At 42.3% G+C, this 24,206-nt stretch carries 20 protein-coding genes and 2 pseudogenes; 8 read left to right on the top strand and 14 right to left on the bottom strand.

Going from position 1 to position 24,206, the window contains the following annotated elements; genetic code table 11:
• Positions 1–15 precede the first annotated feature (15 nt).
• A complete protein-coding gene (locus IPM47_06195; GenBank protein ID QQS30522.1) occupies positions 16–3,183 on the bottom strand; it encodes an amidohydrolase family protein in 3,168 nt (1,055 codons plus the stop codon).
• Between the two features lie 552 nt (positions 3,184–3,735).
• On the opposite strand from IPM47_06195, the gene IPM47_06190 reads away from it, so the two are divergent.
• A complete protein-coding gene (locus IPM47_06190) occupies positions 3,736–4,632 on the top strand; it encodes a flavin reductase (protein ID QQS30521.1) in 897 nt (298 codons plus the stop codon).
• 56 nt (positions 4,633–4,688) lie between these two features.
• Here IPM47_06190 and mreD read toward each other — a convergent pair whose 3' ends face one another.
• The 3 genes from mreD to IPM47_06175 form a co-directional block, all read right to left on the bottom strand.
• Positions 4,689–5,204 carry a rod shape-determining protein MreD gene (mreD, locus tag IPM47_06185; GenBank protein QQS30520.1) on the bottom strand — a complete coding sequence of 172 codons (516 nt, stop codon included), beginning with the start codon at positions 5,202–5,204 and terminating at the stop codon, positions 4,689–4,691.
• A gap of 119 nt (positions 5,205–5,323) precedes the next feature.
• A complete protein-coding gene (gene mreC, locus IPM47_06180; protein ID QQS30519.1) occupies positions 5,324–6,187 on the bottom strand; it encodes a rod shape-determining protein MreC in 864 nt (287 codons plus the stop codon).
• A gap of 90 nt (positions 6,188–6,277) precedes the next feature.
• Entirely contained in the window at positions 6,278–7,309 is a 1,032-nt protein-coding gene (locus tag IPM47_06175; GenBank protein QQS31404.1) for a rod shape-determining protein, read from the bottom strand.
• A gap of 279 nt (positions 7,310–7,588) precedes the next feature.
• On the opposite strand from IPM47_06175, the gene IPM47_06170 reads away from it, so the two are divergent.
• From IPM47_06170 to IPM47_06160, 3 genes are all read left to right on the top strand, one after another.
• Positions 7,589–8,842, top strand: coding sequence for a glycosyltransferase (locus IPM47_06170; GenBank protein ID QQS30518.1), 1,254 nt, complete (start codon positions 7,589–7,591; stop codon positions 8,840–8,842).
• Positions 8,839–9,954, top strand: a complete 1,116-nt coding sequence (locus IPM47_06165; GenBank protein ID QQS30517.1) for a glycosyltransferase — start codon at positions 8,839–8,841, stop codon at positions 9,952–9,954. Before IPM47_06170 ends, IPM47_06165 begins: the two co-directional genes overlap by 4 nt.
• A 105-nt stretch (positions 9,955–10,059) precedes the next feature.
• Positions 10,060–10,611: a CoA pyrophosphatase gene (locus tag IPM47_06160; protein QQS31403.1), complete on the top strand. Its 552-nt coding sequence runs from the start codon at positions 10,060–10,062 to the stop codon at positions 10,609–10,611.
• A gap of 182 nt (positions 10,612–10,793) precedes the next feature.
• On the opposite strand, the pseudogene IPM47_06155 reads toward IPM47_06160, so the two are convergent.
• The 5 genes and pseudogenes from IPM47_06155 to IPM47_06135 form a co-directional block, all read right to left on the bottom strand.
• Positions 10,794–11,018 (bottom strand): annotated as a pseudogene (locus IPM47_06155) (transposase).
• 138 nt (positions 11,019–11,156) lie between these two features.
• Positions 11,157–11,459 (bottom strand): annotated as a pseudogene (locus tag IPM47_06150) (transposase).
• A gap of 59 nt (positions 11,460–11,518) precedes the next feature.
• Positions 11,519–12,127, bottom strand: coding sequence for a transposase (locus tag IPM47_06145; GenBank protein ID QQS30516.1), 609 nt, complete (start codon positions 12,125–12,127; stop codon positions 11,519–11,521).
• Positions 12,128–12,274: 147 nt separating this feature from the next.
• Entirely contained in the window at positions 12,275–13,309 is a 1,035-nt protein-coding gene (locus IPM47_06140) for a formylglycine-generating enzyme family protein (protein ID QQS30515.1), read from the bottom strand.
• A gap of 62 nt (positions 13,310–13,371) precedes the next feature.
• Positions 13,372–13,980, bottom strand: a complete 609-nt coding sequence (locus IPM47_06135) for a serine/threonine protein kinase (GenBank protein QQS30514.1) — start codon at positions 13,978–13,980, stop codon at positions 13,372–13,374.
• Positions 13,981–14,304: 324 nt separating this feature from the next.
• On the opposite strand from IPM47_06135, the gene IPM47_06130 reads away from it, so the two are divergent.
• Positions 14,305–14,961, top strand: a complete 657-nt coding sequence (locus IPM47_06130; protein ID QQS30513.1) for a transglutaminase domain-containing protein — start codon at positions 14,305–14,307, stop codon at positions 14,959–14,961.
• 173 nt (positions 14,962–15,134) lie between these two features.
• On the opposite strand, the gene IPM47_06125 is transcribed toward IPM47_06130, so the two are convergent.
• Positions 15,135–15,680 carry a hypothetical protein gene (locus IPM47_06125; protein ID QQS30512.1) on the bottom strand — a complete coding sequence of 182 codons (546 nt, stop codon included), beginning with the start codon at positions 15,678–15,680 and terminating at the stop codon, positions 15,135–15,137.
• Positions 15,681–15,815: 135 nt separating this feature from the next.
• Here IPM47_06125 and IPM47_06120 point away from each other — a divergent pair, with 135 nt between their 5' ends.
• The gene (locus IPM47_06120; protein ID QQS30511.1) at positions 15,816–17,264 is read left to right on the top strand and encodes a hypothetical protein; all 1,449 of its coding nucleotides are present in this window, start codon (positions 15,816–15,818) and stop codon (positions 17,262–17,264) included.
• A gap of 165 nt (positions 17,265–17,429) precedes the next feature.
• On the opposite strand, the gene IPM47_06115 is transcribed toward IPM47_06120, so the two are convergent.
• The 4 genes from IPM47_06115 to IPM47_06100 all read right to left on the bottom strand — a co-directional run bounded on the left by IPM47_06115 (position 17,430) and on the right by IPM47_06100 (position 19,727).
• Positions 17,430–17,654: a hypothetical protein gene (locus IPM47_06115; GenBank protein ID QQS30510.1), complete on the bottom strand. Its 225-nt coding sequence runs from the start codon at positions 17,652–17,654 to the stop codon at positions 17,430–17,432.
• Positions 17,655–17,917: 263 nt separating this feature from the next.
• On the bottom strand, positions 17,918–18,745 hold the full coding sequence (locus IPM47_06110; GenBank protein QQS30509.1) for a polysaccharide deacetylase family protein: 828 nt from the start codon (positions 18,743–18,745) through the stop codon (positions 17,918–17,920).
• A complete protein-coding gene (locus IPM47_06105) occupies positions 18,732–19,253 on the bottom strand; it encodes a hypothetical protein (protein QQS30508.1) in 522 nt (173 codons plus the stop codon). The genes IPM47_06110 and IPM47_06105 overlap by 14 nt, the downstream gene beginning before the upstream one ends.
• A gap of 9 nt (positions 19,254–19,262) precedes the next feature.
• Positions 19,263–19,727, bottom strand: a complete 465-nt coding sequence (locus IPM47_06100) for a hypothetical protein (protein ID QQS31402.1) — start codon at positions 19,725–19,727, stop codon at positions 19,263–19,265.
• 412 nt (positions 19,728–20,139) lie between these two features.
• Between IPM47_06100 and IPM47_06095 the strand changes: the two genes are divergently transcribed.
• Positions 20,140–20,529 carry a RidA family protein gene (locus IPM47_06095; protein ID QQS30507.1) on the top strand — a complete coding sequence of 130 codons (390 nt, stop codon included), beginning with the start codon at positions 20,140–20,142 and terminating at the stop codon, positions 20,527–20,529.
• Positions 20,530–21,005: 476 nt separating this feature from the next.
• Positions 21,006–24,170, top strand: coding sequence for a hypothetical protein (locus IPM47_06090; GenBank protein ID QQS30506.1), 3,165 nt, complete (start codon positions 21,006–21,008; stop codon positions 24,168–24,170).
• Positions 24,171–24,206: the final 36 nt, after the last annotated feature.

The following is a 24,206-nucleotide window of genomic DNA, read 5'->3' as shown; positions in this document are numbered from 1 at the left end:
TTTTTTAAGTGCATGTTAATGTGTGTTTACTTCCTGATGATAAAAATCAACATGTTCGTGGTCGTCCAGATCATCACAGTGGTAAAGTCTTTTTTTGGCAGGCATAGGTTTTTGGGTGTCACCACCTTTGGCTTTTTCGGCCAACATTTTCTGTATAAGCCGGTTTCGCTCTTCTCCAATTTTGGTTCGGAGCTGGCTGTCTTGTTCAAGATCAAAATACTTAACTCCATCTACATAGGTCTGAACAGGCTGGGCATAAATAGATAGCGGATGGTCGTTCCACAACACCACATCGGCATCTTTACCTTTTTTAATGCTGCCCACACGGTTGTCAATACGAAGCATTTTGGCAGGGTTGAGGGTAACAAATTTCCAGGCCTCCTCTTCGCTGATTCCTCCGTATTTTACAGCCTTGGCTGCTTCCTGATTTAGGCGGCGCGCCATTTCTGCATCATCTGAATTAAAACCTGTAACTACGCCCATACTGCTCAAGATAGCGCCATTGTGTGGTATGGCATCTTTGACTTCAAATTTATATGCCCACCAATCGGAAAAACTTGAGGCTGCAACTCCATGTTGCTTCATTTTATCAGCTACTTTATAGCCTTCCAGAATATGGGTGAAGGTATTTATTTTAAACCCGAAATGTTCAGCTACTCGCATAAGCATGGTGATTTCAGACTGCACATAAGAATGACAAGTGATAAATCTTTTGCTTTCCAAGATTTCAAGCAGCGTTTCCAGTTCCAGATCACGTCTGATAGGTTTCGCACCCGGGTCTTTTTTGGAAGTTGAAGCAGCTTTAAGGGCAATGCCATATTCTTTGGCGCGGGTAAAAGCATCCATATAGACTTGTTCAACGCCCATGCGCGATTGAGGGAAGCGGGTGGTATTAAAATCGCCCCAGTTGCTTTGCTTCACATTTTCTCCCAATGCAAACTTGATAAACCCGGGGCTACCTTCAAACTTCAGACTTTCGGGGTTTAGCCCCCAACGAAGTTTGATTAAAGAAGATTGACCACCAATTGGATTGGCAGAGCCGTGAAGTTGTTGAATTGTCGTAACTCCTCCGGCGAGGTGTCGGTAAATATTGATATCCTCTGAATTTACAACCGTTGCAATGCTTACCTCGGCGCTGCTTGCCTGTGTGCCCTCGTTTACTCCCCGGCTGATGGCAATATGCGAATGTTCGTCAATAATACCACAAGTCAGGTGTTTACCGGTAGCATCCACAACATTCCCATCAGAAGGAACAGACAAATTTTTCCCAATTCCTGCGATTTTTCCATTTTGAACCAACACGTCTGTATTTTGCAAAATACCCTCGTTTTCGTTCGTCCATACCGTAGCATTCTTAAATAATACTGTTTGGGCTTTCGGACGTTCGGTCCAACCATAAGCGGTAAAAGGATAGGTAACAAGTCCTAATTCTTCGGGCTTTTCAGGTTTTTTGGGGTCTTTTCCGTCTGCTGTTTTATCCTTTTGAACAGCAGTGGAATCATTAGGTGTTTTGTCTTTGTTTGCTTCTTCTTTTTTAGGTGCATCCCCGGTTCGGGTAGCTTTCCATTCTACCCAGTTACCGTTGGCATCGGTTCCACTTCCTTTCCATGATTTGTCTTCGGGAATGACCCAGCCGCTAAGACGTACTACCCCTTTCCCGAGTTTACTTTGATTGATGCTGTCGTTGTCTGTACTAAAATAGAAAGAAATGCCCAAATCCTGAAGCGTATGTTTAGGTTCAATTTTTTTAGTAGTATCCGACAGTTCAAAACTCATTTTTGGAGATTCGGGAGTGCCGCTAACTAAGAGCTTGTATGTTATATTTGCAATATTTAACTGGTAAGTTCCGGTTATATCGGTCAAGTCTGAAGACTTCACTACATATCTTTTCCCGTAAATCCAGTTTTCGTGAAGGATGGTTTTTTCATCAAAAACAGGCTTGCCACAAATGATGAAATTTGCCAACTTGCCTTTTTCAAGACTTCCAACAGTATTGTAAACACCCAACATATTGGCAGGATTATAGGTGAGCGCTTTAAGCGCTTCTTCTTCACTCAACCCTCTTTTGATGGCTTTTCGCAGGTTTTTACTAAATTGCCCTAAATCTTTAAGACCATTCGTGGTAAATGAAATCGAAATTCCTGCCTTGACCAACATCAAAGGGTTAGAAGGCGCGAGTTCCCAATGTTTCATTTTTGAAAGTTCCACATTCATGGCATCAAAAGGGTTTTCCACATCATAAGGATCCGGGAAATTTAACGGAAGAATAAACCCTGCACCGGTTGCTTTTAATTCTTCGATTCGCTGATATTCATTGCCGGAGCCTGCAAACAAGTATTGTTTGCCAAATTCATCGCCGATTTTATCGGCTCTTAGTGCTTCAAGTTTATCACCGACATCAAAAATCTGAGGAAGAGATTGCAATTTGTTCCAAGCTTCGAGTGACAGATTGAGTTCTGTTTGTCCTGGTTGTGCCTTGGCATACCATATCGCATCATAATAGGTCTGTCGAAGCAAGGCAATTACTCCCATTTGCGAACTTGGGTAGTCCTGTCGGGAACTTCCTTTTGAAAACGAATAATGCGCCGAAGTTTTATCTTTTATGAACAGTTCTTGTGGTTTTCCATCTCCCAAAATTACCATTGCTCCGCTTCCTCTGGCGATACCATCAGCTTGATGGGTCAGTACGGCTCCAAAACCGGCATCTCTCAACTCTTTTGCCCGTTTGGCATCAGGGTTAAAATTGTCGCAAGCGTTAAATTCAGGTTTGATGGACTGATTCCAGTTAAAAGCACCTTTGGTTTCGCTGTCAGGTTGTGGGCCAAACTCCCTTCTTCCACCGCCACCTTCGCGTTTTGGAGCTTCGGGCATCCCGTAGCTGGTGTAGGGGTCAATAAAAGACGGGTATATAAATTTACCCTTGGCATCAACAACCACAGCCCCTTCGGGTATGTTCAGATTTGCCCCCACTGCTTCCACCAATCCTTTCCGGATAATCAGAGTTGCATTTTCAATTTTCTGATTATAGTGGGTAAACACTGTTGCGCCGGTAATGGCATACAAACCTTCGCGCTCGTCACGAACGCCATTGAAATTTTGAGTAAAAGTCGGCTGAGCTGTAGCCATCATAAACTTGGCAAGCAACAAAGCAAACATGAATAAAAATGTAAAGAGTGATTTCATATATAGTATTTTGTGTAAGATGCGTCAAGTTTAAAACAACTTTTATCATCCGGAATTCAAAAAATCCGGACGGTATAAATTTAATCGCTCATCTAAAAAAATGATGATTTAGCAGCCAAACCGCAAAAATAAAGACTGGCAGAAATATTTGAAGATAAAATACACCATATTTAGGTCAGTAACAGACTATTTTAGTCTTTTTTAACTAAACCGGTTGATTGTATGTAGCAGGACTAATGTTAAGTGCATTCATAAATAGTTCAATTCTTATAAAACCGGTATCCCCAATTCCGAGAAATGAAATTTAAACAAAAAGAAGCGTTACCCTATAATCTTAACAAACGTAAAATCATTATTAAGAACTCTCAGAGTAAAAATCAACGACAGAAAGGGACTTCTTTAAGATTCCAAAAACCCTCTTAACTTTGGTTTATATGACTTTTAACCACTGAATTACATAATCTGAAGCTAATGCGCTAATAACTATTTATATCTTGGTGCGTTTTAATGACTATCATTTCCTTTTTTTTAGGATTCATATTTTTTCATATTATGCTTACTATTACACCCGGAACAATTCCGACCTCAGAATTACATCAATATTTATTAGGGGCAGTAGCTCCCCGCCCTATATGTTTTGCGAGCACGATGGACCTTGAAGGCAACCCCAATCTTGCGCCATATAGTTTTTTCAATGTGTTTAGTTCTAATCCGCCAATTGCTGTATTTTCATCCAACAGGAGAGTGGGTAACAATACTACCAAAGACACTTTGTCCAATGTTATAGCCACGCGTGAAGTGGTCATCAATGTTGTTACTTATTCGATAGTGCGTCAGATGGCATTATGCAGTATTGACTATCCTCACGAGGTAAGTGAGTTCGACAAAGCCGGGTTTACCCCGCTTGATTCAGAGTTAATACGGCCATTTCGGGTCAAAGAATCTCCTGTACAAATGGAATGTAAGGTAAATGATATCATTTCGCTTGGTGAGAGCGGTGGTGCCGGCAATTTGATTGTCTGTGAGGTGTTGCGGATGCATATAGATGAAGCCGTATTAGACGACCAACAACGCATTGACCCAAACAAAATAGACCTGATGGCGCGAATGGGAAGAGCCTTCTACTGCCGCGCATCAGGCAATGCTATTCATCAAATTTATCAGCCTTTTGACAAAATAGGCATTGGATTTGACCGTCTTCCGCCCCAAATCCGTCATAGCAGGATACTAACCGGCAATCACTTGGCACAGTTGGCTGCTTTAACCCAACTGCCAACCAATGAAGAAATCGTTGCAGCAGCAGCATTGCCCGAAGTTCAGGATTTACTCATCCGACATGCTCAATATCCTGCCGGACTTTTAGATGCCTTGCATGAGTATGCCATGTTGCTGATAGACAACAAACAGGCTGAACTCGCTTTTGCCATTTTAATGACCCAAAATGTCTGATTATTCACGCTAAAATATGCGGTTACACTATTGCACAATGAACTGAGAGAAGACAATCAGGAGTTTTGTTTCGAATAAAAGAGGTATTGAAATAAAAACATTAACATCAGAGAAACCAATGCACTGATTCCGATTTTAGCTATTGTGGTCAGCAACATAGAAAAGGTATAGGCTTCTATAAAGAAAAAAACAGTATGATGGATCAGCACTAATAGTCCGGCATATCCCAAAAACCATTGAGAACCAAGACTGCTTATTGTGGGGCGATGTCCGGGTTCATAATCTCCTACCGGACGATTGATATTGACTACATATTCTCTGACAAACGCCATCAGAACCAATGCAGAAGCATGAAGGCCGGGAGTATCGGTAAACATATCTACAAACAAACCTGAAAAAAAGGCAATCAACAAGAGCAACCACCTCGCTGTTTCAAATGGAAACATGAGGATTCCCAACGGATAAATATACGGGTTAACAAACCCATGCAGTTTAATCTGATTGAGCAACAATACCTGAAAAAGCAGGAATGCAATCAGTCGGAAAATGCTGTTGTAAATAGTACCTCTCATTACTTGTTTTGGTGAAATGCCCCATCAGACTACCTCTCACCTGCTTTTAACCAAAAGGAACCACCATTCGGGAAAACAGAAAACTGGAAGAATAGTAAAGGCAGGCACTTCTATTTCATTTATTTTGCAGAATTGGTTTCAAGTGTGTTTTTTTCAAATTTATTGAGATAATCAATAACATACACATACTTCAGGTTGTAAAAATCGGTGCTAAGACGGACATGTATGGTGTAAAAATTGCTTCCCTCCGACAAAGTCCATTTTTCAACAATGCCGATTAAAATATCGGGCGGAAAAAAATCAGAATATCCGGTAGTTATAATGGTATCCCCCACATGCACGCTTGCATGTTTGGGCACTTCATATAAGATTGTTCTTAATGGGTCTAATTCCGCCCACTGAAGAGAGCCTTTAAAATTATTGCGTTTTATTTTGGCACTGACTCTCAGGCTTTTGTTAATGACCGGAACGACTATGGAAAAATTGGGGGAAACCTGTGAAACAACACCTACAATTCCTGCACCACTAACTACACCCATTTCAGGACGGATATCGTTGTTTGTTCCTTTGTTAATGGTAATCAGGTTGGTCGCTTTGTTGACCGAACTGTTGATGACCATAGCGGGGCGGCAATTGTACAGCAATTTGCCAGACACGGTATCTTTGGCAAGCATAACGACCGAATCGGGAAGGCAATTGTTTCCAATGGACTGAAGTCCTAATTGTTCCTGCATAGAGGTAACCTCTGCAAACAACCGGGCATTGATATTGACTAAACTGTCATTGATTTCTTTAAGATGGAGGTAGTTTTGTGTTTCGGTAGCTTTAAGGAGTAAAGTTCCAGACACATAGTTGGCAGAGTTGACAATGGCTGCACGTTGGTAATTGTTATATCTGATAATCAATACCCAACTTGCAATCTGCAAAATGATAAAGGTCAGGATGGCATTGTATCGAAGCAGGAAATAAAGCAGATTTCGCATACAGCATTGCCGGAATTAGGAGATAAATAGCTTTACAACCGGAATAGAAGCAAAACAAAAATGGTTTTACCCTAAATTGCCTTGTTGTAATTATTTGCTCATCAAAAACGGATATTTTGAGATATTTTTGAGTGCAAGAGCAGTACCTCTCACAACTGCACGAAGGGGGTCTTCGGCAACATGCACTATGAGGTTAGTTTTTTTAGAAATTCGTTTGTCTAACCCTCTCAGCAAAGCGCCCCCACCGGTCAGGTAAATACCGGTTTTGTATATATCGGCAGCCAATTCGGGAGGAGTGATTTCAAGCGTTTTCATCACTGCCTCTTCAATTTTGGCTATAGATTTATCCAGACATCCGGCAATTTCGGCATAATTTACGGTTACTTGCTTCGGAATACCAGTAATCAGGTCTCTCCCATTTACGGGGTAATCCTCAGGTGGATTGTCAATATCGGTCAGTGCCGCACCAACGTTGATTTTGATGTTTTCGGCGGTTCTTTCCCCTATAAGCATATTGTGTTCGCGCCGCAAATAATCCACTATATTATTGGTAAATTCATCACCTGCTACCCGGATAGACTGGTCGCAAACAATCCCCATCAAAGCAATAACTGCAATTTCGGTAGTACCCCCTCCAATGTCTATAATCATATTCCCAACCGGCTCACTCACATCAATACCAATACCCAATGCAGCGGCCATAGGTTCGTGAATCAGATAGCGTTCTTTTGCACCGGCCGCTTCGGCAGAATTAAAAACCGCCTTTTTCTCTACTTCCGTAATGCCGGAAGGAATACAAATTACCATCCGGTATTGAGGGGTAAACCATCTTTTGTTGGGGTATAACATTTTAATCATTTCGCGAATCATAGCTTCGGCAGCTTCAAAATTGGCAATGACTCCATCTTTCAGCGGACGGATGGTTTTGATATTGTCGTGCGTTTTCTCATGCATCTGCATGGCCCGTTTACCAACGGCAATAACTTTCGAATTGGTTTTATCTCTTGCAACAATTGAGGGTTCATCTACCACCACCCTATCTTTATATGCGATTAGTGTATTGGCGGTGCCTAAGTCTATGGCGATATCGTGAGTAAGGTCAAAAAAGCTGAAAAGTCCCATGAGTAGAATATTGTCCGGTTGTATCAGGTAGTCAGTTAAAATTAAATGATAAGGCACACAAAGAAGCCGCAAAGAAGCTAAAAATTGCAAAAAAGCAATTTCCGACAATAATTCGGTTAACAAGCAAAACTGAAAACCGGCGGTTTTGTTACAAAGATATGACTTAGGGCGGCAAAGATACGCAGTTTAACATTGCCGGATAGTCCTATTTTCTAAAAAAATTTAGCGGCGTTCGTATAAAAGACGGTAAATTTGTCCGTCTGAATATAATCCAACTCTATGTCTGCTTCTTATGTTTCAAAACACATCCTCTATTTGTCGTATGATGGTATGACCGATGCGTTGGGACAATCACAGGTGCTTCCTTATTTATGCGGGCTTAGCCAATTGGGTTATCAGTTCACCATCATCAGCTTTGAAAAAACCGATAAGTTTGAGCAGTTTAGTCAACATATCGCCGGTTTATGCCGGAAATACGGCATTAAGTGGATACCTATGACCTATACCAAACGTCCCCCCGTATTTTCTTCTATTTACGATTTGGTAAAAGGCTATTTTATGGCCGTTAAACTTCACCGGCTAACCCCTTTTTCTATTGTTCATTGCCGCAGTTATATGGTGTCGTTAATTGGACTTCGCCTGAAACGCCGTTTTGGATTGAAGTTTATTTTTGACATGCGGGGCTTTTGGGCAGACGAAAGGGTCGAAGGAAAGTTGTGGAATCTTAAAAATCCACTGTACCGCCTGATTTACCGCTTTTTTAAACAACGTGAATCCGTTTTTTTGAACGAAGCCGATGCGACTCTCTGTCTTACTCACAGAGCAGTCAATGAGATGAAAACCCGGGAAAATTTAAATCCAAGTAAAATCAGTTTTACCGTCATTCCTTGTTGTACCGACATGGAATTGTTTAATCCAGAAAAAATTGAAGAAACACACAAAAAGGAATTAAGGTCAGCTTTAGGGATTGACGCAGATGATTTTGTACTGACCTATACCGGTAGTTTAGGCACCTGGTACCTGTTGCCCGAAATGCTCGATTTCTTTTTGGTGTTGAAAACCCGTCACCCAAAATCAAAAATGTTGTTTGTCAACGGCAACCTACCGGAGCAGGCACTTATCAGAATTGAAGCAGAAAAGCGAGGCTTAACATCAAGTGTGATTGTAACACAATCGCCCTACACACGAATGCCGTTATACATTTCAATCAGCAACTGGGCAATTTTTTTTATTCTCCCTTCCTTTTCAAAAATCGCCTCTTCACCTGTAAAACAAGGAGAACTCATGTCCATGGGAATCCCCGTTTTTTGTAATCAGGGAATCGGCGATTCGGACCATATTGTTCTACAATCCAAAGCCGGTATTGTGGTTCAAGGGTTTACCACAGAACACTACCTGACAGCAATTAATGAGGCATTGAACATGAACCCACCCCCTGACCACAAAGAGATCTGCTTGAAAGCAGAACTGTATTTTTCCTTAGAGGAGGGCATTCGTCAATATGCTTCTGTTTACCAATCTGTCCTGTCATGAAAACTGTCAAAATCCTGTTTCTGTCCATTCACCGCCCTGACCGCTCCCCTTCGCAGCGATACCGTGTGGAATGTTATGCCGACTACTGGCAACAGGAAGGCTATGAGTTGCATCAGCGTTATCTGATTGACCCGAAAGACGACCGCATAATGTATTCACAAGGCAATTTGTTTTTCAAATCCATTGTGTTGTTAAAAAGCCTGAGCCGCCGGATATTTCACCTGCTTGCCGCCCAACGGTATGAGCTTATCATCATCCAAAGAGAGGCTTTTTACCTCGGATTCACCTTTTTTGAAACCTGTATCCGATATTGTACTTCTGCTAAAATCATTTTTGATTTTGACGATGCTATCTGGCTGCCCAATGTGTCAGAAGGCAACAAACAATGGGCTTTTTTGAAAAACCCGAACAAGACTTCCACACTTATCCGACAGGCCGATGCTGTGGTGGCCGGCAACAGTTATCTGGCAGATTATGCCCTGCAATTCAACTCCAAAACCTTCATTATTCCTTCCGCAATTGATCTGCGCATGTATCACCCCGCTCTTCAAAAGCCAAAAAAAGATTCAAATACAATAAATATTGGCTGGAGCGGCAGCCCGACTACAGTTCCTCATTTTGAAACTGCACTCGAAGCCTTGCAAATCATCTCTCATAAATATGGGGCAAAGGTGCGATTTACACTTATAGGCGATTCGACTTATCAAAATCAAGGGCTTCCTGTAACGGCAAAAGCATGGAACCCCCAAACAGAGGCGGAAGATATTGCGGAGTTTGATATAGGCATCATGCCGCTCCCGCACAATGAATGGGTAAAAGGCAAATGCGCCATGAAAGGGCTACAATATATGGCAGCAGGCGTTCCGGCTATATTGGAACGAATAGGGGCAAACGCAGAGGTAGTTCAGGATGGCGAAAATGGATTATTAGCTGAAACCCCCCAAGAATGGGTCGAGAAAATTTCGCTCCTCATTGAGCATCCCGATTTGCGCTTTCGTTTAGGCAACGCAGGAAGACAAACCGTAGAACAATTTTATTCGGTACAGGGGTTATATAAAAAATGGATTCATCTTTTTGACGAGTTACTCCATACCACCGTCCGATCTACTTAATCACCCTTTTAATAAATGTTGTTGTTTATGGATTTTGTGCAGATTGTACAGCATCTGAAAATCAGATTGCAGGAACCGCTGCCGGGTGATGAAGTTCGGCATATCATGTCGCCAAGCCTGCGATTTTCAGGCAACTGGAAACTGCCGGATCCGGAAAAAGCCAATTATGCAGGCGTGCTGCTTATGTTATACCCTCATCAGGATACTGTCTATACTTCGCTCATGCAACGCAACACAGACGGACATGCACATAGCGGGCAAATCAGTCTGCCGGGGGGAAAGCAAGAACCTGACGACAATCACCTCATTGCCACCGCCCTTCGGGAAACCCGCGAAGAATTTGGTATCAACGACTCCGAAATTCAGATTTTGGGCAGCCTTAGCCGTCTGTATATTCCGGCAAGCAATTTTTGGGTGCTTCCTTCTGTCGGATACCTAAATAGCCGACCTCAATTTAACCCGGACCGGCGCGAAGTAGCAGCCGTTATAGAAGTCCCCCTCCAATTGCTACAGGATGAACGAATTATCAAAACAACCACCATTAAAAATTCGAGGGGGGTTGTCATTGAAGCGCCCTACTACGACATCGAAGGGCATATTGTATGGGGAGCAACCGCCATGATTATCAGTGAGTTTTTGTATTTGTTGAAGGGGTGAATTTGCAGCAAATTCGTATTTTTTGACAACTGTTCGATTGGATTAGATATGACAATCAATCATTGTTGTTTTTGCGATGGTATTGGTGGTAGATTGTAGAGACAAGGCATGCCTTGTCTCTACAGTCAAAATCACAACTCAAAACCCTACCATCACAATAATTCTCCAAGGCAGCTCTAAAATTACGGGGTATAAAATTTGTCCTTTTCCCAATTCTGTGGATTGGACTCTATGTAATCATTGATGCGTTGGTATTCATCATCGTTTCTGATGATATGGTCGTGAAATCTTTCTTGCCAACCGTTTGTTAAACCCATCCTGTTGGCATGTTTGGTAACTGCCGATTTGTAGGATCCTAAAATGGCAGAAACCGTGTTCTTACCCTGATTTTGAAATCGTTTTTCACCAGGTGTTTGGGGCGGTATATGGTTTTGTTTTTTCTGTTGTGGTGATGGATTGTAGAGACAAGGCATGCCTTGTCTCTACAGTCAAAATCACAACAATAAACCCAACCATCACAATAATTCCCCAAGGCACCTCTGAAATTACGGGGTATAAAATTTATCCTTTTCCCAATTCTGTGGATTAGACTCTATGTAATCATTAATGCGTTGATATTCATCATCGTTTCTGATGATATGGTCGTGAAATCTTTCTTGCCAACCGTTTGATAAACCCATCCTGTTGGCATGTTTGGTATCTGCCGATTTGTAGGATCCTAAAATGGCAGAAACCGTGTTTTTACCCTGATTTTGAAATCGTTTTTCACCAGGTGTTTGGGGTGGTATTTGGTTTTGTTTTTTCTGTTGTGGTGATAGATTCAGAGACAAGGCATGCCTTGTCTCTACAGTCAAAATCACAACAATAAACCCAACCATCACAATAATTCTCCAAGGCACCTCTGAAATTACGGGGTATAAAATTTGTCCTTTTCCCAATTCTGTGGATTGGACTCTATGTAATCATTGATGCGTTGGTATTCATCATCGTTTCTGATGATATGGTCGTGAAATCTTTCTTGCCAACCGTTTGATAAACCCATCCTGTTGGCATGTTTGGTAACTGCCGATTTGTAGGACCCTAAAATGGCAGAAACCGTATTTTTACCCTGATTTTGAAATCGTTTTTCACCAGGTGTTTGGGGTGGTATTTGGTTTTGTTTTTTCTGTTGTGGTGATAGATTTAGTGACAAGGCATGCCTTGTCTCTACGCTTTCATTACCATCATTATTTTTAATTGCATCGCAGGTTAATATTAAAATACCGTGAATGTGATTGGGCATGACTACAAACGCCCCCAATTCCACATTAACTGCATGATTAAGAATTTCATGCCAAAACACATCAGCCAACACACCTACATGAGACAACTGCATTATACCTTTTTCAATCTCCCCAAAATAATGGTTTTTTTTAGCAGTACAAATCGTTATAAAATAAGCCCCCGCCCAACCATAATCCCACCATCCGGCACGGGCTGTAGCTATCCGGTATTTGTTTTTGAATTTGTCGGACATTTAGCTTTGCTGATTATGTGTTTCAAATATTGGCTTTCCTTTTTGTTTTCTAACAGGTTTTTATGTTGAATGGAAACTGTGTGTTTATTGGGGTTGTTGCTGTATATTGGGTTGCTGATAGTAGAGACAAGGCACGCCTTGTCTCTACTATGGCACTAACAAGAGGCGGAAACCAAGATCGTTGCTACGATCCTCAGGGGTATTGTAGCGATGCACAACCCGGCATCCCTGCGAAGAGGTGTGCCATCCGCCGCCACGGAGAACACTCCTCGAACCGGTATAATCATTAACCCCACTGCTTCCCGGATATCCCTTGAACCAGTCCTGACACCATTCCCAGACATTGCCGCTCATATCATACAATCCCAACTCGTTAGGGGCTTTAGTGCCTACCGGGTGAGTGGTATTCTCCGTGCCATAGCTATTGGGTTTATTGTTATCCTTGTACCAGGCAACTTTATCTATATCATTACTGCCGGAGTATTTAAACCCGTTACTTTTATTGCCTCCACCGGCAGCAAATTCCCATTCGGCTTCGGTAGGCAGGCGGTACTTTTTGTCTGTTTTATGGTTCAGTTTGGATAAAAACTCGGGTATTTCGTTCCAACTTACCCTTTCAACCGGACATTGGTCACAGCCGCGATTATACAGTTCCGGTGAGTCGCTGCCCATCACCGCACGCCATTGGGCTTGGGTTACCTCATATTTACTGATATAAAAACTGTTTACCGTTTTTGAATGTGGAGGGAATTCTGCTGCCTGACAATTGATATCAAATAAACTACTGCAACCCATCGTAAATGTTCCGCCTTCTACAAAAATCATATCGCCGGCAAAGGGGTCTTTGGGGGGGCTCAATCTTTGATAAACCAAAAAGATAATTATCAAAGTTGCTGCAACAGCCATCAGCTTAATCATATTTTTCCATTCCGGAGGAACTTTTGGAGGCTTTGGCGGATCAATTGTAGTTTTGTCTTCTGATGCTTTGATGTATTGCAGGAGATTTGCTGCACTTTGCACGCGGTCTGAAGCTTTTCGTACCAAACAACTCAAAATAATACCATTAAAAGGAGCCGGCAATAATTTTATCTCTTTATCGGGAATAGGCTTGTCTAATATATTTCCAATAATTTGTCCCTGTGTGCTTCCCTCGCTACGTTTGCCAAACAGCGATTTTTGCATAAAATAATCGCATAAAATAACCCCCAACGCCCAAAGGTCGGTGTTGGCGTGTATATGGTTATCTATCCCGTACTTTGTGATAGATTTAACTGCTCAGGAGCCATGTATTCATAGGTGCCGACCATACTCACACTGCTCTCTAAATTGTTGCTCACTTCTTTGGCTACATTAAAATCGGCTATCTTTGGGATATGTTGTCCTGCACTGTTTTTAAACATCAGTATATTTCCCGGTTTGATATCGCGGTGAATGATGATGCCTTTGTCGGTGGTGGGGTCGGCGGTATGCAGATATTTCAATCCTTCTAAAATACCTGTAACTACATTGAGCAAATCTTCATTTTTGGGTTTTGTTTTCAGATAATCTGCCAAGTCACCTCCTTCCACCAATTCCATCACCCCGTATTGGGTTTCGTGAGTACCGCCGTCTTCAAATTTCCTTTCAACCGTAAAAAAATCGTAAGCCCTGACTATATTGCCATGAGCAAAGTGGATAGATTTTTGAAATTCCTGTTGAATACTATATTTCACACTTTCGGTAGTGGGGTGAAACACTTTGAGGGCTACAAAGCATTTCCTTTGCCGGTCAAAAGCTTTATAGACTTCAGCAAGTCCTCCCCTTCCAATCAAGTCTGCAACAGGGTCAAATTCGTAGCGATGATTTAACAGCATAAGACAAAAACATAAAAATTTCAACTTACAAAAATAGAAATTTGTTTCTGTTTGGCAAGCAACTATTTTAGTAATTCATTAAATCAAAATGAATGTGGTTTGCTATTTGTGAAGAGTTGCTATTAATTTTATGCTGTTAAATACCTGTTGAATTGCAGGCATCAACAAAGCTTTAACCTGATGTGTTTGTTGAAATTACAGCCAGCCCTGTTCATTATTTTTCGAAAACCAATCATTATCGCTTTGATTTAGTAAATGAACTCAAAGGATTCAACAAAGAACACAGGTTCTTTAATTTTAAGTTTATAATTTACCGCAAAAAAAATGTCATTACCCAGCCTGCAGCCTACCGGATTTATTGACAGCGACCATCCGCTAATCATAGAATTTGCTCAACGCACCACCCTACACTGTTCGGACGAAACAGAAAAAGCCGTTGCCGTTTACCTCGCAGTTCGGGACGGTATCCTGTACGACCCCTACCATATTGACCTTCGCCCGGAAGCCATCCGAGCCTCAGTTACCTTGCAACGAGGCAGCGGGTATTGTATTGAAAAAGCCCTGGTGATGGCAGCAGCACTTAGGGCTTTGGGCATCCCCAACCGGCTTGGTTTTGCGAATGTGCGCAATCATCTGGCAACCGAAAAATTTATCCGCGCCCTGCGCACCGATGTTTTTGTGTTTCATGGTTATGTGTCGGTATTGTTAAACGGTGTTTGGGTCAAGGCAACACCTGCTTTTAACAAAACCCTTTGCGACAAATTCGGCGTAGCTCCCCTTGAATTTGACGGGAAATCTGATTCTATTTTTCAGGAATACGACCAAAACGGCCACCAATACATGGAGTATTTACAATATCACGGCGAGTTTGACGATTTCCCGTTTGCGTTGTTTGTTCAGGAACTCCGGGCACACTATCCCCATTTTTTTGAGCAGGGAAATGAACACAACCCTCATTTGCTCGCTCAGGAGTTGAAATAGTTGCTTTTACGGCAATTAGTTAAAGAGTTGAACTTTTACTTTGAACACATAAAAATACTAAAACCCCCATCCTATGCTAAGGACAGGGGCTTTTAAGAAAAGTCTAACCAGAATTAAGAGGTCAGGATAAGTTTAAGGGCAAACTTGATTGTTAAATTTGATTTTTAGTACCCTTACTGCACATTCATCACACTAAACTCACCGTTGGTTACCGACACCGTTTGACTGTCCTGTTGTCTGCCTCCGGTAAATGAAAAACGCCCTTTCACCTTTGTGCCATCCCAATAGTCAATATGGAGGGTTCCTGTTGCACTTGCGTTGTTGCTTGGGGCACTGAAGCTATTATCGTTGGCATCTTCATAAGTTAACCCCACAATATTGGAACTACCGGTAACAGACGTTGCAAAAGAGCCGGTTTGTTGGTTCCAAAGGTTGACCGAAAGGGTAAAAGTTGAATTGTCGGCACTTGTGCCCGATATTGCGAGCGAATTTACCCCAATGGTTTGGACATAAAGTCCGAGTATGGTGGTTTGGTCGGCAGACCAGGCAACTCCGCCAACGGAAGCAGTAATAGCGGTTGTTGTCGGTGCCTGATTATTGTTGTTGTTATTGTTATTATCGTCATCGTCATCCTCTTTTTTACAGGCTGAAACACCGGCAACTAAGGACAAAATGAGCAACAAATTCAGGACAGAAAAAAGGAACTTTAGTCGTTTCATGGAAAAAGGTTTTGTAATTAATTGATTTTATATTTACTTTAAGCGCAAAAGTAGGCACAGACTAAGTTTGAAAAAAGGAAACTTTTTGAGGTTTGTGATAAAATGTACCGGGTAGGGAGTTAACAAAAAGTCTGTATGAAAAACAATACCATCAGGTTGGTTCAACTGATGTCGGACAAAGAACTGGCGGGCTTTCGGCAGCATCTTGCCTTACTGAAAAGAAGCAGTATGTTGAAGTTGTTTGACGAAATTCAACAACCATCCAATTTGGAATATGACAAAGAAAAAGTTTTTGAAACTGTGTTTTTATCAAAATACAGCGAAAAGAAAGATTACCTGTTGCGCAATGAGTTCCGGTTGTTATCTGCCGAGTTAAAAAAATTTGTCGCTATTGAAAAAATGAAAGAACGGGCTGAAGAAGATTCTGTTTTTCAAAATTCTTTTTTTATTGAATGGTTATCACAAAAAAATGAATTTGATACGGAAGAAAAAGAAATTGAAAAGTTGATAGCCGAAGCAAACCAAGCCGGAGATTATTATATGGCCTCCGAAGTTCAAAAGCAATACATTGACCGTTATGTCAATCAAAAAGAAATTACCGAATCCAACTACCTGTTTTTAATAAAAAACATAAAAGAATTTTACCAAACTGCCAACAAATACTACCGGTACCGCATAGCCGATATACAGATTAAACAGGCATTTGCAGAGCGCACTTTAAAGGGGTTAAATCCAATGTTTGAGGCGCAGAACATTATTCCATACCGGCAGGCTGAAAAAGAAAAAGACACTTATCTGATTTTTGCAGATTTGCTTGTTCAGGCTTATTGTTTAGACGGCAAACCGAAAATTGAACTACTGAATCAGGCTCTGATGCTTTGCGACAGCATTGTAAAAAAAGGATTTAAAGCTTCTGCTTCAAAAAGGAGTCTTTGCGCTATGATTGCCTTAGAATATTTTCTTTCCGGCGACTATACCAATTCCATTTCTTATCACAAAAAAGCACTTCAGGAAAAGGAAGATACTACTGTTCAGGAAATCATTTCATATATTTACAACTATATCAGCACGTTGCTCAGAATAGAAAAATATGAAGAATCTATCCGGGTTATTAACGATAATGAAGCAGTCTGGAACAAAATACCGAGAGTAAACGACCATTTTCTTTGCCTTAAAGCGATGAGTTATATTTTTTTAGGCAATCCCGATGAAGCCTGGAAATGTATTCCGCATAACCGAAAACGTTCCGGCATAGAACTTTACTATTACTATCGTTTCATTCAAATCATCATTTACCTGATTAGAAACGATTACCTGCCTGCAATTTCCGAAGCCGAAACGTTTATACATACTATCCGAAACAACGACAAAAATGTAAATTACCTGCAATTGGCCATCCTGCTGAAAAAGTACATCGTCCTGTTGTCTGAAAAAAATACATTGTCCCGAAAAACATTCACCGGCAAATCAAACACTATTTTGCAAACCTTGAAAAAAAGACAAAAAGAAAATGAAACAGCCAATCACGCCTTGTTATATCGTTGGCTGCTTCGGTTAATAGCAAAAAATTTAACAAGCGTTTAGGGTAATTTGTATTTCAACAAATTCTGCCGCACCTCTGCAATACATCTGCTTTAACAGATATGTTCTTTTTAACTGACCTGAATTGAATTGTTTTTTTAACGCAAAGTGCACAAAGTAGGACGTAGAGTTTCACTGAGTTTTTAGAACATACCCCTTTGATTTAACCTAAAAACAGGGATTGCCAAGGTCTTTTTGCAGAGGAGCATGATTATCCCCGCAGATTAGGCAGATTTTTGCAGAATTTTTAACGGCGCAAAGTCTTGTTGCAGGGGCGCATAAAGTCAATGCAGGGGTGCAATAAGTCATTGCAGAGGCGATTAAATCCGTTGCAGAGGCGCAATGACCTTTTGTAAAGGCATAAGAAGTTATTGCAGGGGTGCGATAAGTCATTGCAGGGGCGATTTAATCCGTTGCAGAGGCGCAATGACCTTTTGCAGGGGTACATGAAGTCAATGCAGGGGTGCAATGACCTTTTGCAGGGGCACATTGAAACAATGCAGAGGTGCAACAAAGCTTTGCAGGGGTGCAATGCTCGAATGTAAACCCCGGAATCGCTCCGAAGTATTTGTGGCAAAAAGTGCAGACCCTAAAAAATGCGGCCTTGCAGATTTGATTTAAAAAGTTCCCGGGTTCTCTTGAAATTGGTTTGCCGTTTACCGGATATTAGCGGCTTGAATATTTTTAGCGGGGAGCGCATATTTTATCATTTCCTCATACACATCCCGCCATCCTTCCCAACCGTGGGTGTTGCTCAATGAGTGGTTGTGCCAAATAGGGATAAATACCCCGTCCACCTCCCTGACGGTGTCAATGATTTGTTTCAGTTTTACCAAACCTTCGGCTGGGGCGAGTTTATGGTAATGTTGCAGTGTTACATCCATCACGGCAAAGGGGAAAACGCGCAAGGTGGTTTTGATTTCCAGGCTCAGATCGTAAAAGTAAAATGACGAAGTGGTGCCTGCTCTGAACCCTGCCTGAGAAGCATAGCCCATCGTATAATCGTCCTGAATATCGCTCTCTATCAGATTTTGGTAGGTTTCCGGCATTTGCAACTTGATAAAATGCTGCCTGTTTTTGCGGATCTCTTTTTTGAGCAGTCTTGACAGAATGGTCAATTCCATGGTAAACTTAATGGGTTCGGAATTGGACGCAAAAGAGGGATGAATGCCGACTTCGTACCAATCGCCCAAAGATTGGATCAACTCCTGATAGGCAATGGAGGTGATGGAAATGTTTTTGTCATAAGGTCCGTACTCTCCCAATAAAAAAAAATAAATGGGTTTGAGGTCATACCGGGAATGAAGGGCAAACTGCCAGTCGAAGGTGTCGTAAGGGTCGGGCTGCAATCCCAATAATACTTTAATGCGCTCTATGGCTAATTCTTTGTTGAGTTTGAACAAGGCTGCGGCAAATCCACCCAGATTGCGCAAAATTCCCTTGTTTTTATAGGCATAGGCCAGGTCAATATCATAGGTCGGCACAAAACGGTATTTCCTTTTGCTGAACTGCAGGTCGGGGAAAAGTTGCAGAAGCGTGTTGTGCAAACAGGTTCACCCACATATCAATAACCGGCAGGTGTAAAAAATCATTTTTAAAGGCCACACTGTTTTCGGGTTTAAAGCGTCCATATTTGTCTTTTTCAGAAGGCAGATATTCTTCATACCGGCTGATGAGGAAAAAGGAGGCTGCAAACGGGTCGAAAGGCAGATGCGAATTGTTTTTGCCTATAAAAAAGATTTTAGTGCCTTCGTAGTCTTCGATTTTCAGTCGCTGTTGTTTGATGCCGCGTTCAAATAGCAAAGGTGAGGCATAAAAAAACAATTCTTCGTCAAACCGGCGGCTGCTATAGTTCAGTTTTGCTCCTTCAAAAGCCAAAAACTCTTCTTTATCGGTGGTTATGCTCATGTTAATACCGAGCAGGTTTTTGAAAATATGCTCAAAAATATACCTGACCCGATTGGTAATTTTGTTTGTATAAACAAGGAGCATGGTATTTTTTTAGTGTTTTTTTGACAGGTGGTAACGCGATTTCAGCAGCGGACATGCCTTATAACGTTCATCGTGTGTATCTGCATACAAATCGGTCAGTAATCGGTAAACATGTTCAATACCTATTTTTTTGAGCCATTCAAAAGGGCCATAGGGGTAATTGACCCCTAATTTCATTGACAAATCAATGTCTTCTTCGCTTGCAGTTCCTTCCTGAAGGGTATAGAATGCTTCGTTGATAATCATACAAACAATTCTTGGGGTAACCAAACCAATACGGTCATTCACCACCCTGCATTCAATACCCAAAGGTTTTAATCTTTGGGTCAGCAGCTCTTTGGTTTCCTCTTTCAGAACCGATACTTCCCAAAGGGGACGGTTGATAAAGGTCGGTAAAGAGTTGAAGGCCGCAAAATGACAGGCAGGCGGGGATGTCCAATACCAGTGTAAGGCAGACAATTGACCTCTGACCATGCCTAACAGAACTAATTTGTTTTCTAAATGTGAATAATTGTTTGAAATTTCCCAATAGCTGAATGGCTCGGTCAGGCTCTCAAAACGGGTGTCAATAATGACATCAAAATGGCTGAAATCAAAAATCTCTTCTTCGGGTTTCAGGTATTGAATGGGAAGGTTATTGCCTAATTTCTGTTGTATTTCTTCGGTTGCCGGTCTATCGCCAATAAATAATGCGCTCATCGTTGAATTTGATGGTAGGAAGATGGGGTAAAAAGGATGCTAAAGTAGGAGAAATTAAATATTTTGCACAAAATAAATGAAAAACAGGTCAAAAACAAAACCTGATGGTGTGCCAATTATAGAAAACTGCTACATTTGCTCCATCACAAACCGCTGCTAAACCGGCAGCTTTTTTTTCGTCAAAGATATGGCAAAACAAGTTATTTTTACCGAAAACGCACCCTCTCCCATCGGGCCTTACAGTCAGGCTGTATGGGGTGGTAATTTGCTGTTTATTTCCGGGCAGATTGCCATTAACCCTGAAACCGGTGAATTGCTGACCGAAGAAGGTATTGAAGAAGAAACCCGTCAGGTAATGGAAAACCTGAAAGCCATTTTGGCCGCCGCCGGGCTTACTTTTGAAAATGTGGTGAAAACTTCTATTTTTTTGGAAGACATGGGCAATTTCAACCGCGTCAATGAGCTTTACAGTCAGTATTTTGACAACGATACCGCTCCGGCGCGCGAAACTGTAGAGGTATCTGGTTTGCCCAAAGATGTCAATGTCGAAATTTCGATGATCGCTGTAAAGCCCTGACGGGTTTAGCAAACGATTGAACAGTCTTCCGGTATTTCATCCTCACATTCAGGCGGTAGTCCTGCTCCAATCAACTCATTTTTAACCAACAACAAATTTGTTCCCGGGTTCGGGAATTGCCTTTTTATCGGCATTGTTAATTCTAACCTTTATACAGATTTTACCGAAATACAAGAAAGGGCGAACCAATTTTGTCATGGAAGGCAGGCAATCTCATCTGCCCTCCGCAACATCTACCCTGATACAAACCAAAATTTCAACTGTTTACTTCAAAAGCATAACCTCTCAAAAGTCTAACTTACACAAACATATTTTAATTATATTTGTGGCCATTGCTATTAAATGGTCTTTGTGAAACGAATCACCGGTGCAACCGGCAGGTAAACATTTACCAACATAGCTTGTTAAGCAAAGATATTTTTCGAAAATTTTCAAGACCATACCGACCAATAACCAATTTTTAAAAAGACCGCACTATGCGCCACCTCTTACTAATCGTACTCTTACTCCGGGCTTGTCTGCCACTTGTTGCCCAGGATTTTATGATGCAAGGTTGGTATTGGGATTACCCAAAAACTGCCAACGGCTTTAACTGGGCTGACACGCTTAAAAATAAAGCTGCCGGATTAGGCAATGCAGGGTTTACCCAACTTTGGCTCCCACCCTTGTCTAACAGCAGTTTTGGCAACAACAGCAATGGGTACGACCCCAGAGATTTGTATGACCTCGGTGAATTTGGAGGGCCTACCGGATTTGGCACCCGAACCGGTTTGGACAATTGTATTGCCGAACTCAGTGCCAACGGGATTGAAGCGGTTGCAGATGTGGTCTATAATCACCGGGACGGAGGCTTATCAGAAGAAAACACCGCCGTGGAGGGTTGGATTGAAAACTACAACTGTACCAAAAGAAACAGTGGCGACAACCCATACCCTTCCGACCGGTTTCAATGTATTTTGCCGCTTGGAGGCGCTTCGTTAAACGGCGCAGGTATTTATTATTTTAAAATTGCTTCTGCTTCCAAACATCCCGATTTTTATGGCAATAAATACAAAATCTACGCATGGACAAATGCCACAGGTTATCAGGGACTTCCCCCGCAAACCGAACAGGAGCCGAATGGCGGCAGCGATTGCAGTGAATCTTCAAACCCTTCCTTTCTTCAATTAGGACGGGATATGGAAGCCTATATTGACAATGTGGGCAATTGTGCCGGCAGTTGCGGTGTGGATGAATTCGGGTTAATCATCAATCCGGGAAATTTTAATGCCTCCGGCGATACCCTTCGGATTGTTTTGAGCAATGTGCAAAGCGGTTATTCCGACCATTTTATTTACGGGCTTTGGAGTGTAGCCCGAAGTCAGGACATTCAGTCCGAACTGAAATATAATACTTATACCAATTTTAACAACCTTCCAAGTGGTCGGGGCGGGATGGACTGGAGTTATTTTAAACCCAACGGCAACCCAACCCAACTCAGTGGCGATCTCGATTTTATGTGGTTCTTTTATGACTACGACCAGGGGCAACAAAAATTGCGCGATACCCTGAAAACATGGACAGGCTGGCTATGGGATGAAGTGGGTATTCGCGGACTGCGAATGGATGCTGTCAAACATTTTCCGCCCTCTTTTACCGGCGACATGATGAACTATCTCCATGCCACCAACCGAATACCCAAAATGGTTGTCGGAGAGTTTTTTGACGGCAACCCCGGGCTGCTCAACAACTGGATCAATGAGGTTTATGCCTCTATGAATCCCGGTGCGCAAAGTGCCATAAAACTGCGTCTGTTTGATTTTAATCTGCGGCAATCGCTCAAAGATGCCTGCGATTCATTTGGTTACGATGTGCGCAATGTGTTCAATTCGGGCATGGTGCGCGCTGCCGGCAGCAGCCCTTACAATGTAGTAACCTTTGTCAATAATCACGACTTCCGGGATGCCGGACAGCCCGTTCAAAACGACCCGATACTAACCTATGCCTATATTTTAACCAACAATCAGATTGGGCAGCCCTGCGTTTTTTACCCCGATTATTTCGGCACCTCCATTCCAAATGCTCCAAATTTCGCCCTGAAACCTCAGATTGACAAATTGATGGACATTCACAAAAAAAACATTTTCGGAGCTACCTCCATTGACTACCTCAGCCGCTTTTCTACCCCTTATATTCAGTCCTTTTTTGGCGGTTTTGCCAACACCACCTTAGTTTATCAGTTGGGCGGAACGCCTTCCGGTAACAATGTGATTGTCGCCATTAACTTCGCCGGTGGCTCGGATGTTTTGCGGGTGGACCACGGTGTTAATACTTCGGGCGGCTCATTCAACCTCACTCAGGGCTCAATTCTGATGGATGTGTTAAAACGCTCCGCCTATCCTTATGCCGTGGTAGATTTTCTGGGACGTATTTATATCGAATTGCAGCCCCGCGACTATTCAGTCTGGGTAGCCTGTAACATACCCGAACAACCCGCCAATGCGGTCAGTCAAAGTATCTGTCAGGGCGATGTACTTTCTGCGCCGCTTTCTGTAGAACCTGTTGCCGGTTACACCTATCGCTGGTACGAAACAGCTACGGGCGAAGCGAGCCTCATTTTTGAAGGGGTAAATACCTATTCACCTCCCATTCCACCTGCGCCCGGTGTTTATGAATACTGGGTTGAAGCAGTAAATCCTCAAGCCTGTTACAGCCTCACCCGGACTCTGGTTACCCTGACCATCCACCCTAACCCGGGCTTAACGGTCAGCAGCTTTCAAAACGCTTCATGTCTGGGCAGCGATGACGGACAAGCCACCCTGTCGGCAACTTCAGGCACACCCCCCTATTCCTATTTTTGGTCCGATGGGTTTAATACCGGCAGTGCTACCCGCTTAAATATTCCCGCCGGAAATTACAATATCACGGTATCAGACAACTATGGATGTACCGGCACAACAGCCCTTACAATCAATCAACCTCCTTTTATCAACAATCCGGTTTTTGTCAGGATAAAGGTTTTTCTCCAAGCCCCTTACAATACCGGAGGTGGATTGATGAGCACACAACTACTGACCAATGGCTATTTGCCTGTAGCACAACCCTACCATGTTGCTCCCTGGAACTACAACGGAACGGAATGTGTGCAAAGCCTGCCTCCCAACACAGTTGACTGGGTTTTGGTAGAAGTACGTCAAAGCCCCAACAGTTCAGTTATTGTAGAGCGCCGGGCTGCTTTATTGCGCAATGACGGAATCATAACCGACCTGAACGGAACAGAAGGGGTGGCATTTGGAAACCTTACCGGAGGGATGTCATATTATGTATCGGTAAAACACCGGAACCATATCGGGCTGATGAGCGCCAATCCTTTAATTTTGCCCAATCCAACTACATTAAATCTGTCTGAATTCGTTTCTATTGAACAGGCGGCAACTCAGGCAGCCCTGCTAAATGGCGCTGTTTATGGCATGTTTGCAGGCGATTTGAACGGAAACGGGGTGATTACTTATGCCGACTTTAACCTGTTTATCATTACTCCACCCGGTTTAAGCACTTATACACAAGCAGATGCCAATTTAGACGGAACTTTAGACCTCAATGATTTTTTCTGGTATCAAACCAACGCCGGTAAAACAGGGATTAATTTAGTCAGATACTGACATTACTCCCTAAGACCGTAATTTCAGTTTTAACGG

Source organism: Sphingobacteriales bacterium, assembly GCA_016700115.1.
In the GTDB taxonomy this organism is placed as follows: Bacteria; Bacteroidota; Bacteroidia; order Chitinophagales; family UBA2359; genus UBA2359.
Note: the sequence above shows the minus strand (reverse complement) of the source record. Positions and strands in the feature narration are given on the sequence as shown.

Excerpts from the sequence above, each read along its gene's own strand:
- IPM47_06195 (QQS30522.1), bottom strand. The coding sequence starts at position 3,183 with ATGAAATCACTCTTTACATTTTTATTCATGTTTGCTTTGTTGCTTGCC.
- IPM47_06190 (QQS30521.1), top strand. The coding sequence starts at position 3,736 with ATGCTTACTATTACACCCGGAACAATTCCGACCTCAGAATTACATCAA.
- mreD (QQS30520.1), bottom strand. The coding sequence starts at position 5,204 with ATGAGAGGTACTATTTACAACAGCATTTTCCGACTGATTGCATTCCTG.
- mreC (QQS30519.1), bottom strand. The coding sequence starts at position 6,187 with ATGCGAAATCTGCTTTATTTCCTGCTTCGATACAATGCCATCCTGACC.
- IPM47_06175 (QQS31404.1), bottom strand. The coding sequence starts at position 7,309 with ATGGGACTTTTCAGCTTTTTTGACCTTACTCACGATATCGCCATAGAC.
- IPM47_06170 (QQS30518.1), top strand. The coding sequence starts at position 7,589 with ATGTCTGCTTCTTATGTTTCAAAACACATCCTCTATTTGTCGTATGAT.
- IPM47_06165 (QQS30517.1), top strand. The coding sequence starts at position 8,839 with ATGAAAACTGTCAAAATCCTGTTTCTGTCCATTCACCGCCCTGACCGC.
- IPM47_06160 (QQS31403.1), top strand. The coding sequence starts at position 10,060 with ATGTCGCCAAGCCTGCGATTTTCAGGCAACTGGAAACTGCCGGATCCG.
- IPM47_06145 (QQS30516.1), bottom strand. The coding sequence starts at position 12,127 with ATGTCCGACAAATTCAAAAACAAATACCGGATAGCTACAGCCCGTGCC.
- IPM47_06140 (QQS30515.1), bottom strand. The coding sequence starts at position 13,309 with ATGCAAAAATCGCTGTTTGGCAAACGTAGCGAGGGAAGCACACAGGGA.
- IPM47_06135 (QQS30514.1), bottom strand. The coding sequence starts at position 13,980 with ATGCTGTTAAATCATCGCTACGAATTTGACCCTGTTGCAGACTTGATT.
- IPM47_06130 (QQS30513.1), top strand. The coding sequence starts at position 14,305 with ATGTCATTACCCAGCCTGCAGCCTACCGGATTTATTGACAGCGACCAT.
- IPM47_06125 (QQS30512.1), bottom strand. The coding sequence starts at position 15,680 with ATGAAACGACTAAAGTTCCTTTTTTCTGTCCTGAATTTGTTGCTCATT.
- IPM47_06120 (QQS30511.1), top strand. The coding sequence starts at position 15,816 with ATGAAAAACAATACCATCAGGTTGGTTCAACTGATGTCGGACAAAGAA.
- IPM47_06115 (QQS30510.1), bottom strand. The coding sequence starts at position 17,654 with ATGACTTATCGCACCCCTGCAATAACTTCTTATGCCTTTACAAAAGGT.
- IPM47_06105 (QQS30508.1), bottom strand. The coding sequence starts at position 19,253 with ATGCTCCTTGTTTATACAAACAAAATTACCAATCGGGTCAGGTATATT.
- IPM47_06100 (QQS31402.1), bottom strand. The coding sequence starts at position 19,727 with ATGGTCAGAGGTCAATTGTCTGCCTTACACTGGTATTGGACATCCCCG.
- IPM47_06095 (QQS30507.1), top strand. The coding sequence starts at position 20,140 with ATGGCAAAACAAGTTATTTTTACCGAAAACGCACCCTCTCCCATCGGG.
- IPM47_06090 (QQS30506.1), top strand. The coding sequence starts at position 21,006 with ATGCGCCACCTCTTACTAATCGTACTCTTACTCCGGGCTTGTCTGCCA.